The organism is Aliirhizobium wenxiniae (assembly GCF_014201355.1).
Lineage (GTDB): Bacteria > Pseudomonadota > Alphaproteobacteria > Rhizobiales > Rhizobiaceae > Neorhizobium > Neorhizobium wenxiniae.
On sequence record NZ_JACHEG010000008.1, the window covers coordinates 197421 to 212051 of the forward strand.

Genomic DNA, 14631 nt, shown 5'->3' on the forward strand with positions numbered 1-14631 from the left:
CCATGAGCCAGCTTGACGAAATCCGCATGCAGGTGATGTGGAACCGGCTGATTTCCGTTGTCGAGGAACAGGCAATGACGCTGTTACGTACCGCGTTTTCGACCTCGGTTCGCGAGGCAGGCGACCTTTCCGCCGGTGTCTACAATGCCAAGGGCGAAATGCTGGCGCAGGCCGTCACCGGCACGCCGGGACATGTCAACACGATGGCGGAAGCCGTGCTGCATTTTATCGAGGAAATCCCCCGCGACGAGATGTATCCGGGTGATACCTATGTCACCAACGACCCCTGGAAGGGTACCGGCCATCTTCACGACATCACCATGGTTTCTCCCTCCTTCAAGGGAGAGGAACTGATCGGCTTCTTTGCCTGCACGGCGCATGTGGTCGATGTCGGAGGTCGTGGTTTCGGCGCTGATGGCAAGTCGGTTTACGAGGAAGGCATCCAGATCCCGATCATGAAGTTCGCCGAGCGCGGGGAGGTGAACAAGGATCTGCTGAGAATCCTGCGCCTCAATGTGCGCGAACCGAACCAGGTGATCGGCGACTTCTTCTCGCTTGCCGCTTGTAACGATGTCGGCCATCGCCGCCTAGTCGAAATGCTGGACGAAATCGGCCTTCCCAATCTCGATACGCTCGGCGCCTTCATCCTGTCGCGCACCCATACCGCGATCATGGAGCGAATTGCGGGCTTGCCCAAAGGCGCATGGAACAACGAGCTTCTGACCGACGGCTACGATCAGCCGATCAATCTCGCTGCGGAAGTGACCATCGGCGAGAAATCCGTCGATGTCGATTTCACCGGCACTGATGCGATGAGCCGCTGGGGCATCAACGTACCGCTGATCTATACGAAGGCCTATGCCTGCTACGCGCTAAAATGCGTAGTGGCCCCCGACATTCCGAACAATGCGGCGTCGCTTGCCGTCTTCAACGTCTCTTCCCCGGTCAACATTCTCAACGCGGAGCGGCCGGCACCGGTCTCTGTTCGCCATGTGATCGGCCATATGGTTCCCGATCTCGTGCTTGGCGCGCTTGCCAAGGCGCTGCCGGGAAAAATCCTCGCCGAAGGCGCGGCGGCGCTTTGGAATATCCATATTTCCGCTCGGCCGGCGGCTGGCGCAAAGGGGCGTCGCGCGGAGGTGCTGATGTTCAATTCCGGCGGCATGGGCGCGCGGCCGGGCCTTGATGGACTGTCTGCGACGGCCTTCCCCTCTGGCGTCCACACGATGCCGATCGAGGCGACGGAACATACCGGACCGATCGTCGTCTGGCGCAAGGAATTGCGGCCGGATTCCGCCGGCGCCGGCGAATATCGCGGCGGTCTCGGCCAGGTCATCGAGATCGCCCCGGCTGATGGTCACGAGTTCGACTTTTCCGCCATGTTCGACCGCATCGGAACGCCTGCAGCGGGCCGCGATGGCGGTGAATCCGGCAAGCCCGGCAAGGCCATGCTGGATGACGGAACGCTGCTGCGGCCGAAAGGATGGCAGCATGTGCCCTCCGGGCGCAAGCTGGTTCTGCATCTGCCGGGTGGCGGTGGCTTCGGCGATCCAAAGAAGCGCAGCGAAGCGGCGAAGGCAGAAGATGTCCGCAAAGGTTATGTGACGGAGACGAAATGATGACGAGGATTGCAGGCCGTCTTGCGGCGGTGAAACCTTCGGCCTCGATGGCCGTATCCCAGGCGGCCAAGGATCTGGCCACCACTGGTGTCGACGTAATCGATCTCGGTTTGGGCGAACCCGATTTCGCCGCCCCGGCGCATGTGACCGAAACGGCATTTAAGGCCGCGCGCGAAAACCGGATGCTCTATACGCCGGCACCCGGCACCCCGGAACTGCGCCGTGCCATCGCGGCCAAGTTCAAGCGCGAGAACGCCCTTGATTTCGCCCTTGACGAAATCGCCGTTTCCAACGGCGCCAAGCAGATCATCTTCAACGCCTTGATGGCAACCGTCAACGACGGCGACGAGGTCATTCTTCCCGCGCCCTATTTCGTCTCCTATCCCGAAATGGTGAAGCTTTTCGGCGGCGTGCCAGTGACCCCGGCCTGTGGTGCCGAAGACGGTTTTCACCTGACGCCCGAGGTGCTGGAGGCGGCCATCACGCCGAAGACGAAATGGCTCTTTCTCAACCTGCCGGGCAACCCGTCCGGCGCGGTCTATAGCGAGGAACAGCTTCAAGCGCTTGGCGCAGTTCTCGCCCGCCATCCGCATGTGCTGATTCTGTCCGATGAGATCTATGAACACATCATTTTCGATGGCCGCGCTTTCGTCAGCTTCGGCAAGGCCTGCCCGGACCTGCGCGACCGCAGCCTTATCGTCAACGGCGTTTCCAAGGCCTATGCGATGACCGGCTGGCGCGTTGGTTACGCAGCGGGTCCGAAGGATCTGATCAAGGCGATGTCGACCGTCCAGAGCCAGTCCTGCACCTCGGTTTCTGCGGTAGCGCAGATCGCGGCCCAGGCTGCCCTTGAAGGACCACAGGGAGAAGTTGCACGCTTTCGTGAGGCGTTCGAGCGCCGCCGGGACCTCGTCGTGAGCGCAATCTCCGCGATCGACGGCCTGACACTAGATCCTCCCGAAGGCGCGTTCTATGCCTACATCGGGTGCGCGGCTGTTATCGGGACCACGACGCCGGACGGCGCGATGATTGCCAATGACAGTGATTTCGCTACCTATCTTCTTCGCGAAGCCCATGTCGCGGGCGTGCCGGGTGCTGCCTATGGCCTGTCGCCTTTCTTCCGTATTTCCACCGCGACATCCGAAGCCGTTCTTAAGGATGCCATCGCCCGTATTGCGGCCGCTGTCTCCAGACTGAAACGTTGAGAGTACTCCAAGGACCCCCCATGACGAAACCCTTCAAGACCATCCTGATCACCGGTGCAGCCGGCCGCCTCGGTACCGAGCTGCGCAAGGGTCTAGCGCATTTGGCCAGTACGCTGCGCCTCGCTGACCGGGTCGCCATCGAGAATCTCGGCTCCAACGAAGAAGCGCTGACATTTGAGCTTTCGGACGCGGTTGCCGTCTCGAAGGCTGCCGAGGGCGTCGACGCCATCGTCCATTTTGGCGGAGCGCCGCTTGAGACCGGTTGGGCTACGATTCTCGATTCCAACATTCAGGGTAGTTACAACATCTATGAAGCTGCCCGCCAGAACGGTGTAAAGCGCGTTGTCTATGCCTCATCGGTTCATGCGATCGGCTATCATGAGCTGGAAGCCCATATCGATGTCGACGCGCCGGTGCGCCCCGACAGCCTTTATGGCGTGTCGAAATGTTTCGTCGAGGCGTTAAGCCGCTTCTATTGGGACAAGTTCGGCATCGAATCCGCTTGTTTGCGCATCTTCTCGTCCTTCCCAGAACCGGCAGACCGGCGCATGCTCTGGTCGTGGCTCTCGTTTGGTGATTGCGCCCGGCTTGTCGAAGCTAGCCTGACAGCGCCGCGCCTTGGTCATACGATCACCTTCGGCTTATCCGACAACAAGGTATCGCCGGTGGACAATTCGCGGAGCGGACATATCGGCTTCAAGGCGCAGGACAGCACAGAGAGCTACCGTGCGGCAGTTGAGGGCCGGACGGCGCCGAACGACGCTAAGGCGCCCGCCACCCGCTGTCTCGGTGGCTGGTTCGTCGATCTCGGACATCCTGACGATGAGGTTTCCCAGTGAAAGACACATATGACGTGGTGATCGTCGGCGGAGCGGTCATCGGCTCAGCCGTCGCCTATTATCTTGCCGCCAATCCTGACTTCAATGGCTCCATTCTGGTGGTGGAGCGCGACCCGACCTATCTCACGGCATCGACATCGCTGTCTTCGTCCTCTATCCGCACGCAGTTCTCTAATCCTATCAACGTCAAGATCAGCCAGTATGGATCGGAGGTGATCCGCAATTTCGGCGAAATCATGCAGATCGGCGATGACAAACCGGATCTGGCATTTCATTCCGGGGGCTATCTTTTCCTGGCCGGCACGCCGGATCAGGTGGGGGTTCTGCGTGAAAATCATGTGGCGCAGAAGGCCTGCGGGGCGGACGTGGTACTGTGGAGCAGGGATGAGCTGGCCGAGGCTTTCCCGCATCTCAATGTCTCTGACATCGAGCTCGCCTCTTATGGCAGATCCGGCGAAGGCTGGTTCAATAATACCGGCCTGATGTACGGTTTCAAGAACAAGGCTCGCTCGCTGGGTGTTGAGTATATCACCGACGAAGTCGTGGCAATCGGCCGCAATGGCGATGCCGTGACATCGATCACGCTGAAATCCGGCGCGGTGGTCAAAGCCGGAACGATCGTCAACGCATCCGGCCCCCGCGCCGCGCTGACGGCGCGCATGGCTGGCCTCGACATTCCCGTCGAGCCGCGCAAGCGCACGCTCTTCGTCTTCGATTGCGCAAAGACGCCAGAAGGCACGGCGACGGTCAACCAGGGCCGTTTGCCGCTGATGATCGATCCGAGCGGCGTCTTCTGCCGCCCGGAAGGCCGCTTCTTCCTGACCGGCTGCCCGCCGGTCGAGGATCCTGCCGCGGACTGGGACGATTTCGAGCCGCGTTACGAGGAATTCGAGGAGATCATCTGGCCGGCTCTTGCCGAACGCTCTCCCGCTTTCGAAGCTATCAAGGTGGTCAACCAGTGGGCCGGACATTACGATTTCAACACGCTAGACCATAATCTCGTGGTCGGCCGCCATCCGCAGGTGCGCAATTTCGTCTTTGCCAACGGCTTTTCGGGACATGGCCTGCAGCAGGGACCGGCTACGGGACGCGGCGTTTCCGAACTGATTGTCTATGGCGAATACCGCTCACTCGATCTCTCGGAAGTCGGCTTCGAGCGCATTGTTGAAAATCGCCCTTTCCTTGAAAAGGCGGTCATCTAATATACGAGGCCTATCCGGTCGCCGACAACCCGGATAGGCATCAGCATCCAGTCGGCGCAGCGGAGCAGAAAATTGGTCGGGCAGCATACGAGACTTCCCCCCTTGAACGCGCTGCGCGCCTTCTGGGCCGTTATGCGACAGGGTAGTTTCAGAAGCGCCGCGGACGAGTTGCTGGTCACGCCGCAGGCTGTCAGCCAGCAGATCAAGCTGCTTGAGGACATTCTTCACGTCCCGCTTTTCGAGCGCAAGGCGCGGGTGATTGAACCGACGGAACAGGCGATCGTCCTTTCTCACTTCATCGAAGCGGGCTTTGACGAATTCACCGAAGGCATCCGGCGCGTCACCAATTCCACCTATCGCAACCGCATCAATATCAATGTCAGCCCGTATTTCGCCACCCGCTACCTGATGGAGCGGCTGGAGCGGTTTCGCGAACTGATGCCCGGTGCGGATATCCGCATGACGACCATGGTCAGCATTCGCGACTTTGCAGCCGACGAAGTGGATGTCTGCATCCAGTGGGGCTTCGGCGCCTGGAAGGATTACGATAGCCAGCTCCTGGTGCGCGATCCGAAAATCATCTGCTGCGCACCGGAGCTTGCCGAGCGGATCCGTGAGCCGAAAGATCTCACTACGCTGACGCTGCTGCATCCAGTCATGGCGCGCAATCTGTGGGGCAAGGTGCTGCGGCATCTGGAGCTGGAACCGACCGAAATCGCCGGAGAAATCGAGTTCCAGGACGCGGCCACGATGCGTCGTGGTGCGGTATCGGGCCTGGGAATCGGGCTGGTGTCGAGAATGGATGCCCTGTCCGACATCAAGGCCGGCCGGCTCGTTGCGCCTCTGGGAACTGACATGCTGGACGGCATGGACGAACGGGACGTCCCGGGCTTCTATCTCGTGGTGCCGCGCGCTCATAAGCGCGTCAAGATCATCTCGACATTCTGCGACTGGATCTGTGCCGAGGACTGGTCCACTAGGCGTGAATTAGACTGACCGTTTCCTATTGTAATCCTAAAGTCTGAGCATCGCCGAAGGCGGTTTCGTCGTTGCGCGTGCATGAGCGGCACTGAAAGTAAATCTTGTCTATCCCCGTTGTTTCTTGGTTTGGGCTTGGCGGCAAGTGATGCAGTCTTTCTCTTGGCCGGACGGACGGATTTCGAAGTAATCCCATCTCAAACGAGCCCTCGACAAATTTTATCTGCCCGCGAAGCCAGTCATGAGGCGCCGTGGCGGGTGACTGTCGCAATAAAGAAAAGAACAGATCTATAGGCATCTAATGATCACTCAGCCTAAACAGAGGGATAAACAATGGGTTCTATTTCGAAGATTCTCACGGGTGCCGCCTTTGCTTCGGCGCTCCTCGTCTCCGGCGCTTATGCCGCTGACACGATTAAGATCGGCGTTGCCGGCCCGATGACCGGTGCCAACGCGACGTTCGGCGAGCAAGTCTGGACCGGTGTCTCGGCCTACGTCAAGAATGTCAACGACGCGGGCGGCATCGACGGCAAGAAGGTGGAATTGGTTAAGGGCGATGACGCCTGCGAACCGAAACAGGCCGTTGCGGTTGCCAACCGTTTCGTAGATCAGGACAAGGTTCAGGCGCTCGTCGGCCATTTCTGCTCGTCCAGCACCATTCCCGCATCGGAAATCTATAACGATGCGGGCATCCTGATGGTCACCCCGTCCTCGACCAACCCGATCGTCACCGATCGCGGCTTCGAGACGGTATTCCGCACTTGCGGCCGTGACGACCAGCAGGCAGTGGTTGCCGGCACGTTCATCCTCGACACGCTGAAGATCGACAAGATCGCCCTTATCCATGACAAGGATACCTATGGCCAGGGTCTCGTTGATGCGCTGAAGAAGACGCTCGCCGACCGCAAGGTCGAGCCGGTCCTCTATGAAGGCCTGACGCGCGGCGAACGCGATTTCAATGCGCTGGTCACCAAGATCAAGAGCTCGGGCGCCAAGGCGGTCTATTTTGGCGGTCTCATTCCTGAAGCCGGCCCGCTGATCCGCCAGATCCATGAGCAGGGCCTCGACGTCGCCTTCGTCAGCGGCGACGCGCTTGCCCAGGCAGAAATTGTCACCGCCGCCGGCGGACCGCGGAACCTCAAGGGCGTCTATTATTCGTCCGCCGCCGATCCGAAGGAAGACCCGGCATCCGCAGATGCCCTGGCCGACCTGAAGAAACAGAACATCGCGCCCGATAACTACACCCTGTTCGGCTATGCCAGCGCCCAGACCATCGTTGCCGCCATCCAGGGCACCAAAGACGGCAAGATCGAAGATCAGGTTGCGTGGCTTCACGCCAACAACGTCAAGTCTGCTGTCGGCAACCTCGCCTGGAACGAAAAGGGCGACGTGAAGGACTTCAAGTTCGTCTTCTATTCCTTCGACGACAAGGGCACTCCGGTTCGCAACTGAGCGATCCTGACAAGAGGGGCGGGCCGGCATGGTCGAGCCGGCCCCGCCTGCCCAATCAAAAAAACAATCTAAAAGGGGTTCGCCATGGATTTCTACATCTTGGCGCAGCAGCTGATCAACGGGATCACGCTGGGCACCATCTATGGTCTCATCGCCGTGGGCTATACCATGGTCTATGGCGTCATCCGGATGATCAACTTCGCCCATGGCGACGTCTACATGGTCTCCGCCTATGTGGCTGCGATCGTGCTCGCCGTCATCAGCTTCTTCGGTATCCAGTCGGTACCCTTCGCGCTGATCTCCATCCTTATCATCACCTGTTTCGTCACGGCCGTTTACGGCTGGGCGATCGAGCGGGTCGCCTACCGGCCTTTGCGCGGCTCCACCAAGCTTGCACCGCTGATCTCGGCCATCGGTATTTCGCTTATGCTGCAGAGCTATGTTCAGATTGCCCAGGGTGCGCGTGACCAAGGCGTTCCGATCCTGATCCAGGGCGCCCTCCGCTTCGGCGGCGAAGAACACTTTGCCCAGATCACCTATATGCAGGCCATCATCCTGATCGCCTCGCTGGTTGCCATGGGCATTCTCACCTATGTCATCAACCATACCCGGATCGGCCGCCAATGCCGCGCCACCCAGCAGAACCGGCAGATCTCCGCGGTGCTGGGCGTCGATACCGACCGCATCATTTCCACCGTCTTCGTCATCGGCGCATCTACGGCCGCCGTCGGCGGAACGCTGGTGACGTTCAATTACGGCTCGTTCAATTTCTTCATCGGCTTCGTAATGGGCATCAAGGCGTTTACCGCCGCCGTGCTTGGCGGCATCGGTTCGCTGCCCGGTGCGGTTCTGGGCGGCATCCTGCTCGGCCTGACCGAAGCGCTATTCGCCGGCTATGTCAGCACAGACTACAAGGATGTCTTCGCCTTCGGCCTGCTGATCGTCCTCCTCTTCTTTCGCCCCTACGGCCTGCTCGGCCGACCTGAAATTCAGAAGGTGTGAGGAGACCAAAATGAACACGCATGAAAATCTGTTCCCCAAGCTCGGCAAGGAAGCCCTGCTGACCTTCTGTGTCTCACTCGTGCTGGTCGGGCCGATTTCCGGACTGGTGCTGGAAGGCTTCACGTTCCGCAACGAGCTCGTCCATGCCGTGCTGATCGCTGCGGTCATCACCGCCGGCAGGCTGGTTCTTTCGGCAGTAATGGTGACGCCCTTCGGCCGGCGCATCTCTGGCGTGCTCAGCCGCAGCGGCGGGGGCGTGACCGTGCGTTCCGGCAAGGAGCGTTCGTCCCTGCCGCTTCTGGCTGTCCTTTTCCTTGCCGGGCTCGCGCTGCCATTCGTCGCCGACAAATATTTTCTCGGCATCGCCATCCTGGCGCTGATTTACTGCCTGCTCGGGCTTGGGTTGAACATCGTCGTCGGTCTTGCCGGATTGCTGGACCTTGGCTTCGTCGCCTTCTATGCGGTCGGTGCCTATCTTCTGGCGCTTGGTTCGCAATATCTCGGCCTCGGCTTCTGGAGCGCGCTGATCATCGCGCCGTTCCTCGCCGGCCTGTTCGGCATGGTCCTCGCCTTCCCGGTGTTGAAGATGCATGGCGACTATCTGGCCATCGTCACCCTCGGCTTCGGCGAAATCATCCGCCTCGTGCTCAATAACTGGCTAGCCTTCACTGGCGGCCCGAACGGTGCTCCGGTCCCGCCGCCGACCCTATTCGGCTTTGAATTCACCCGTACGGCGCGCCAAGGCGGCACGCCCATCCATGAGGCGCTCGGCATTCCCTATAATGCCGACTACAAGTTCTGGTTCATCTATCTGGTCCTGTTCCTGGTTGTCTGCGCGGTCATCTATGCGGTGCAGCGCCTGCGTGTCATGCCGCTCGGGCGCATGTGGGAAGCCCTGCGCGAAGACGAGATCGCCTGCCGTTCGCTTGGCGTCAATCACGTATTCACCAAGCTGTCCGCTTTCATGCTCGGGGCTTCCACCGGTGGCCTGGCAGGCGTGTTCTTCGCCGTTCATCAGGGTTTCGTGAACCCGACCTCATTCACTTTCTTCGAATCGGCGCTGATCCTCGCGATCGTCGTGCTCGGAGGGCTCGGCTCCACCGTCGGTGTCGTGCTTGCAGCCCTGGTGCTGACCATTCTTCCGGAACTGCTGCGCGATTTCGCCGAGTACCGCGTCTTCGTCTTCGGCGTGCTGATGGTGGTGATGATGATCTGGAAGCCGCGCGGTCTCGTTCGCGTCACCCGTCCGGCCTTCTTCCCGTCGAAATCTGCCGAACCGACGTCTTCTCCCGTTCCTAGCGCCAATGCGGAGGTAAGCCGATGACCGCACCGCTTCTCGAAGTCAACAACGTGACGATGCGCTTTGGCGGGATCGTGGCCAACCGAAACGTCAACTTCTGTGTCGAGAAGGGAAAGATCACCGCGCTGATCGGCCCCAACGGCGCCGGCAAGACGACGATGTTCAACTGCATCACCGGTTTTTACCGAGCAAGTGAAGGTAATATCCTCCTGCATGGCGAGGACGGCACGCAGGATATCGGCGGGTTGATCACCCGCCCGATTACCGGCGGTTCGCATCTGGCGACCCGCGCCGGCATTGCCCGGACGTTCCAGAATATCCGCCTGTTCCGCGAAATGTCGGTGGTGGAAAATCTTCTCGTTGCCCAGCACCGGCAGACTGCCAACAATCTGTTGAGCGGCGTCTTTTCGACTCCCACCTATCGCCGTGCAGAACGCGAGGCGGTCGATCGGGCATACTACTGGCTGGAGCGCATGCACCTTGCCGGAGATGCGAACCGGCTTGCCGGCGAGCTTCCCTACGGCCGTCAGCGGCGGCTGGAGATTGCCCGGGCCATGTGTACGTCGCCGAAGCTGATCTGCCTCGACGAACCGGCCGCCGGCCTCAATCCGGCGGAAACAAGGGAACTTTCCGAAGTGCTGCAGATCCTGCGGGCCGACCACGATCTGACCGTTCTGGTCATCGAACACGACATGGGCCTGGTGATGCGTATTTCGAACCATATCGTCGTGCTCGACCACGGCGAAGTCATTTCCGACGGCACACCAGAGCATGTGGCGAACGATCCCGCCGTGATTGCAGCCTATCTCGGCGTCAGCGAAGAAGAAGTCCAGTGATGCAGGAAAACGCACTTCTCGAATTCGTCGGCGTGCATGCCCATTACGGGCCGGTCGAGGCATTGAAATCCGTCGACGTGCATATCCGCACCGGCGAGATCGTCAGCCTGATCGGCGCCAATGGCGCCGGCAAGACGACGCTTCTGTCGACCATCTTCGGATCGCCGCGGGCGACCGGTGGCCGCATCCTGCATCGCGGCGAGGATATTTCCCGCCTGCCGACCAATCGCATTGCCCGCCGCGGCATCGCGCTGGTGCCGGAAGGTCGGCAGATCTATCAGGACATGTCGGTCGAGGAAAACATAATGATGGGCACGACGCCCATCGGCATGGAGCATTTCAACGAGGACCGGGCGACGATGTTCGAACTGTTTCCGCGCCTGAAGGAACGCCGCAACCAGATGGCCGGCACGATGTCGGGTGGTGAACAACAGATGCTGGCGATCGCTCGCGCGATGATGGCACGGCCGGAACTGATCCTCTTTGACGAACCTTCGCTCGGCCTCGCGCCTCTGGTCGTCAAACGGGTGTTCGAAGTGCTGTCGGAGATTGCCGCCATGGGCAAGACCATTTTCCTGGTCGAGCAGAACGCCAACCATGCGCTTAAACTGTCACAGCGGGCCTATGTGATGGTCAACGGACATATCCATCTGTCAGGCGAAAGCGCTGCACTTCTCGACAATGAAGACGTCCGCAAGGCCTATCTCGGCCTGCATTGAACGGAGACCGACATGCTGCACAAGAACCTGATCGCCGGAGAGTGGATCGCCGGTGATGTCTCCGCCAACATCAATCCCTCGAATACCGCCGAGGTCGTGGGGGAATACGCCAGCGCCAGCGCCGAGGATGCGCGTAATGCCATTGCGGCCGCAAAGGCGGCCTTGCCTTCATGGTCGCGTTCGCCCGTTCTCGAACGCCATGCCATATTGAAGCGTACCGGCGACGAAATCCTTGCCCGCAAGGCAGAGCTAGGCGAGCTGCTGGCCCGCGAAGAGGGCAAGACGTTGCCGGAAGCGATCGGCGAGGTGATCCGCGCCGCGCAGATCTTCGATTTTTTCGCCGGTGAGGTGCTGCGGCTTTCCGGTGAGCTTCTGCCGTCCGTGCGGCCGGGCGTCGGTGTCGAGATCACCCGCGAACCGGTCGGGGTCGTCGGCATCATCACGCCATGGAACTTTCCAATCGCAATTCCGGCTTGGAAAATCGCCCCGGCGCTTGCCCATGGCAATACGGTGGTGCTGAAGCCTGCCGATCTGGTGCCCGGATGCGCCTGGGCGCTGGTCGAAATCCTGCATCGGGCCGGCACACCTGCGGGCGTCATCAATCTCGTCATGGGACGCGGCAGCGTCGTCGGCCAGACATTGCTCGACAGCCCGGATGTCGATGCGCTGACCTTTACCGGATCGACCGGTACGGGCAAGCGCGTAGCGCTCGCCTCGGTCGAACACAATCGCAAATCCCAGCTGGAGATGGGCGGCAAGAATCCGTTCGTCGTGCTGGACGATGCGGATCTCGGTGTCGCCGTCGAGGCCGCCGCCAATTCCTCCTTCTTCTCCACCGGCCAGCGCTGCACCGCGTCGTCGCGGCTGATCGTTACCGAAGGCATCCATGACCGCTTTGTCTCAGCCCTGACAGAGCGCCTCAAGGGGCTAGTCGTCGACGACGCGCTGAAAAGCGGCACGCATATCGGACCGGTTGTGGACGAGAGCCAGCTGAAACAGGATCTCGATTATATCGATATCGGGCTCAAGGAAGGCGCCAACCTCGTCTTCGGCGGCGAACGGATCGAACGCGACACGCGTGGCTTCTATCTCCAGCCGGCGTTGTTTACCGAAGCCACCAACGACATGCGGATCTCCCGCGAGGAAATTTTTGGTCCCGTCGCCTCGGTAATCCGGGTGAAGAATTACGACGAAGCACTTAGCGTAGCCAATGATACGCATTTCGGCCTGTCTTCCGGCATCGCCACGACCAGCCTGAAACATGCGGCGCATTTCAAGCGCAATTCGGAAGCCGGCATGGTGATGGTCAACCTGCCGACCGCCGGTGTCGATTTCCATGTGCCCTTCGGCGGGCGCAAACGGTCTTCGTACGGTCCACGTGAACAAGGCCGCTATGCTGCCGAATTCTACACGACGGTCAAAACCGCCTACACATCTGCCTGAGGATAATGCCATGAAAATTTTCGTGCCGGTCAAGCGAGTCGTCGATTACAACGTGAAGATCCGCGTCAAACCGGATGGCACGGGCGTTGAACTCGCCAATGTGAAGATGTCGATGAACCCGTTCGACGAAATCTCCGTCGAAGAGGCTCTGCGGCTGAAGGAAGCAGGCAAGGCGGAAGAAGTGGTGGTCGTGTCAATCGGACCGGCCAAGGCGGAAGAAACGCTGCGCACGGCGCTCGCCATGGGTGCCGATCGCGCCATCCTGATCGAGACCGACGATGCCGTCGAGCCGCTCGCCGTTGCCAAGATCCTGAAGGGCGTCGTCGACGCTGAAGCGCCTGGCCTGATCATCGTCGGCAAGCAGGCGATCGACGACGACAGCAATCAGACCGGCCAGATGTTGGCGGCTCTGCTCGGCTCTGCACAGGCAACCTTTGCCTCCAAGATCGAGATCGCCGGCGACAAGGCGACCGTGACCCGCGAGGTCGATGGCGGCTCGCAGACGATCGAGGTCAAGCTTCCAGCCGTCGTCACCACCGATCTGCGCCTCAACGAGCCACGCTACGCTTCGCTGCCCAACATCATGAAGGCGAAGAAGAAGCCGCTCGACAAGAAGTCGCCTGCCGATTTCGGCGTCGATACCGCGCCGCGCCTCAAGGTGCTGAAGACCGAAGAGCCGGGCGGCCGCAAGGCTGGCATCAAGGTCGGGTCGGTTGAAGAGCTGGTTTCCAGCCTCAAGATCGCCGGCGTGATCTGAGAACGGAAGACAGGAGACAACAATCATGACCATTCTTCTTCTGGCAGAAAACGACGCATCTGGCCTTTCGGAACAGACCGCCAAGGCGCTCACCGCTGCATCGAAAATTGGTGGCGACGTGCATGTTCTGGTCGCCGGCGCAGGTGCAAAGGCTGCTGCCGACGCCGCCGCCAAGCTTTCCGGCGTCTCCAAGGTTCTCGTGGCCGAGGATGCGAGCCTCACCAACAATCTCGCGGAACCGCTGGCCGACCTGATCGTCTCGCTTAGCGCTTCCTATGACGTGATCGTCGGACCGGCCACGACGTCCGCCAAGAACGTCCTGCCGCGCGTTGCAGCCCTGCTCGACGTGATGCAGATCTCGGAAATCGTCGAGGTCGTCTCGGCTGACACGTTCAAGCGCCCGATCTATGCTGGCAACGCCATCCAGACCGTCCAGTCCACCGATGCCAAGAAGGTCATCACCGTGCGCACGGCATCGTTTGCCGCAGCAGGCGAAGGCGGTTCGGCAGCGGTTGAAACCGTTTCGGCTGCCGGAAATCCGGGTGTATCGAGCTTCGTCTCCGACGCACTCGCCTCGTCCGAACGCCCTGAACTGACCTCGGCCAAGGTGATCATCTCGGGCGGTCGCGCGCTCGGATCTTCGGAAAAATTCCAGGAGGTCATCCTTCCGGTCGCAGACAAGCTGGGTGCAGCCGTCGGCGCATCACGCGCCGCGGTCGATGCCGGTTACGCCCCGAACGACTGGCAGATCGGCCAGACCGGGAAGGTCGTCGCTCCCGATCTCTATATCGCGGTCGGCATTTCCGGTGCGATCCAGCACCTCGCCGGTATGAAGGATTCGAAGGTCATCGTCGCCCTCAACACGGACGAGGAAGCCCCGATCTTCCAGGTCGCAGACTACGGCCTCGTCGGCGATCTGTTCGACATCCTGCCGGAATTTGAGAAGAAGATCTGAGGACATGACCGGGGAGGAACTACCCGAACGGGAATCGATGCAATTCGACGTCGTGATCGTCGGCGCCGGCCCGGCCGGCCTGTCCGCAGCAATCCGGCTGAAGCAGATCAATCCTGATCTTACCGTCGTGGTGCTGGAAAAGGGCGCGGAAGTCGGTGCCCATATTCTCTCCGGCGCGGTGGTCGATCCGGTCGGCATCGATGCGCTCATGCCGGGTTGGCAAGAGGAAGAGGGGCATCCGTTCAAGACCAAGGTCACCGACGACCAGTTCCTGTTCTTAGGGCCAGCAGGCTCCGTCCGACTGCCCAACTTCGCCATGCCGCC

14 protein-coding genes are annotated in these 14631 nt (G+C 60.5%); all 14 read left to right on the forward strand.

Annotated features, from left to right (window positions below):
* Positions 1 to 2: 2 nt before the first annotated feature.
* Positions 3 to 1619, forward strand: a complete 1617-nt coding sequence (locus HNQ72_RS25225) for a hydantoinase B/oxoprolinase family protein (RefSeq protein ID WP_183996471.1) — start codon at positions 3 to 5, stop codon at positions 1617 to 1619.
* Complete coding sequence (locus HNQ72_RS25230; RefSeq protein ID WP_183996473.1) at positions 1619 to 2824, forward strand: pyridoxal phosphate-dependent aminotransferase; 1206 nt, start codon at positions 1619 to 1621, stop codon at positions 2822 to 2824. Before HNQ72_RS25225 ends, HNQ72_RS25230 begins: the two co-directional genes overlap by 1 nt.
* Positions 2825 to 2844: 20 nt before the next feature.
* Complete coding sequence (locus HNQ72_RS25235; RefSeq protein WP_183996475.1) at positions 2845 to 3663, forward strand: NAD-dependent epimerase/dehydratase family protein; 819 nt, start codon at positions 2845 to 2847, stop codon at positions 3661 to 3663.
* Positions 3660 to 4865: an NAD(P)/FAD-dependent oxidoreductase gene (locus HNQ72_RS25240; protein ID WP_183996476.1), complete on the forward strand. Its 1206-nt coding sequence runs from the start codon at positions 3660 to 3662 to the stop codon at positions 4863 to 4865. The genes HNQ72_RS25235 and HNQ72_RS25240 overlap by 4 nt, the downstream gene beginning before the upstream one ends.
* 102 nt (positions 4866 to 4967) lie before the next feature.
* The gene (locus HNQ72_RS25245; RefSeq protein ID WP_244654551.1) at positions 4968 to 5861 is read left to right on the forward strand and encodes a LysR substrate-binding domain-containing protein; all 894 of its coding nucleotides are present in this window, start codon (positions 4968 to 4970) and stop codon (positions 5859 to 5861) included.
* A gap of 315 nt (positions 5862 to 6176) precedes the next feature.
* Entirely contained in the window at positions 6177 to 7295 is a 1119-nt protein-coding gene (locus tag HNQ72_RS25250) for an ABC transporter substrate-binding protein (protein WP_183996478.1), read from the forward strand.
* 84 nt (positions 7296 to 7379) lie between these two features.
* Positions 7380 to 8297 carry an ABC transporter permease subunit gene (locus tag HNQ72_RS25255; RefSeq protein ID WP_183996480.1) on the forward strand — a complete coding sequence of 306 codons (918 nt, stop codon included), beginning with the start codon at positions 7380 to 7382 and terminating at the stop codon, positions 8295 to 8297.
* A 10-nt stretch (positions 8298 to 8307) separates the two neighbouring features.
* Entirely contained in the window at positions 8308 to 9621 is a 1314-nt protein-coding gene (gene livM, locus HNQ72_RS25260) for a high-affinity branched-chain amino acid ABC transporter permease LivM (RefSeq protein WP_183996482.1), read from the forward strand.
* Entirely contained in the window at positions 9618 to 10433 is an 816-nt protein-coding gene (locus HNQ72_RS25265; protein WP_183996484.1) for an ABC transporter ATP-binding protein, read from the forward strand. Before livM ends, HNQ72_RS25265 begins: the two co-directional genes overlap by 4 nt.
* Positions 10433 to 11152 carry an ABC transporter ATP-binding protein gene (locus HNQ72_RS25270; RefSeq protein ID WP_183996486.1) on the forward strand — a complete coding sequence of 240 codons (720 nt, stop codon included), beginning with the start codon at positions 10433 to 10435 and terminating at the stop codon, positions 11150 to 11152. The genes HNQ72_RS25265 and HNQ72_RS25270 overlap by 1 nt, the downstream gene beginning before the upstream one ends.
* 12 nt (positions 11153 to 11164) lie before the next feature.
* Entirely contained in the window at positions 11165 to 12595 is a 1431-nt protein-coding gene (locus HNQ72_RS25275; RefSeq protein ID WP_183996488.1) for an aldehyde dehydrogenase family protein, read from the forward strand.
* A 10-nt stretch (positions 12596 to 12605) separates the two neighbouring features.
* Positions 12606 to 13352, forward strand: a complete 747-nt coding sequence (locus tag HNQ72_RS25280) for an electron transfer flavoprotein subunit beta/FixA family protein (protein WP_183996490.1) — start codon at positions 12606 to 12608, stop codon at positions 13350 to 13352.
* A gap of 25 nt (positions 13353 to 13377) precedes the next feature.
* Positions 13378 to 14307 (forward strand): electron transfer flavoprotein subunit alpha/FixB family protein, encoded by a 930-nt coding sequence (locus HNQ72_RS25285; RefSeq protein WP_183996492.1) that lies wholly within the window; start codon positions 13378 to 13380, stop codon positions 14305 to 14307.
* A 4-nt stretch (positions 14308 to 14311) separates the two neighbouring features.
* Positions 14312 to 14631, forward strand: a 320-nt coding sequence (locus HNQ72_RS25290; protein WP_183996494.1) for an NAD(P)/FAD-dependent oxidoreductase, incomplete at its 3' end; no start/stop codon positions are given.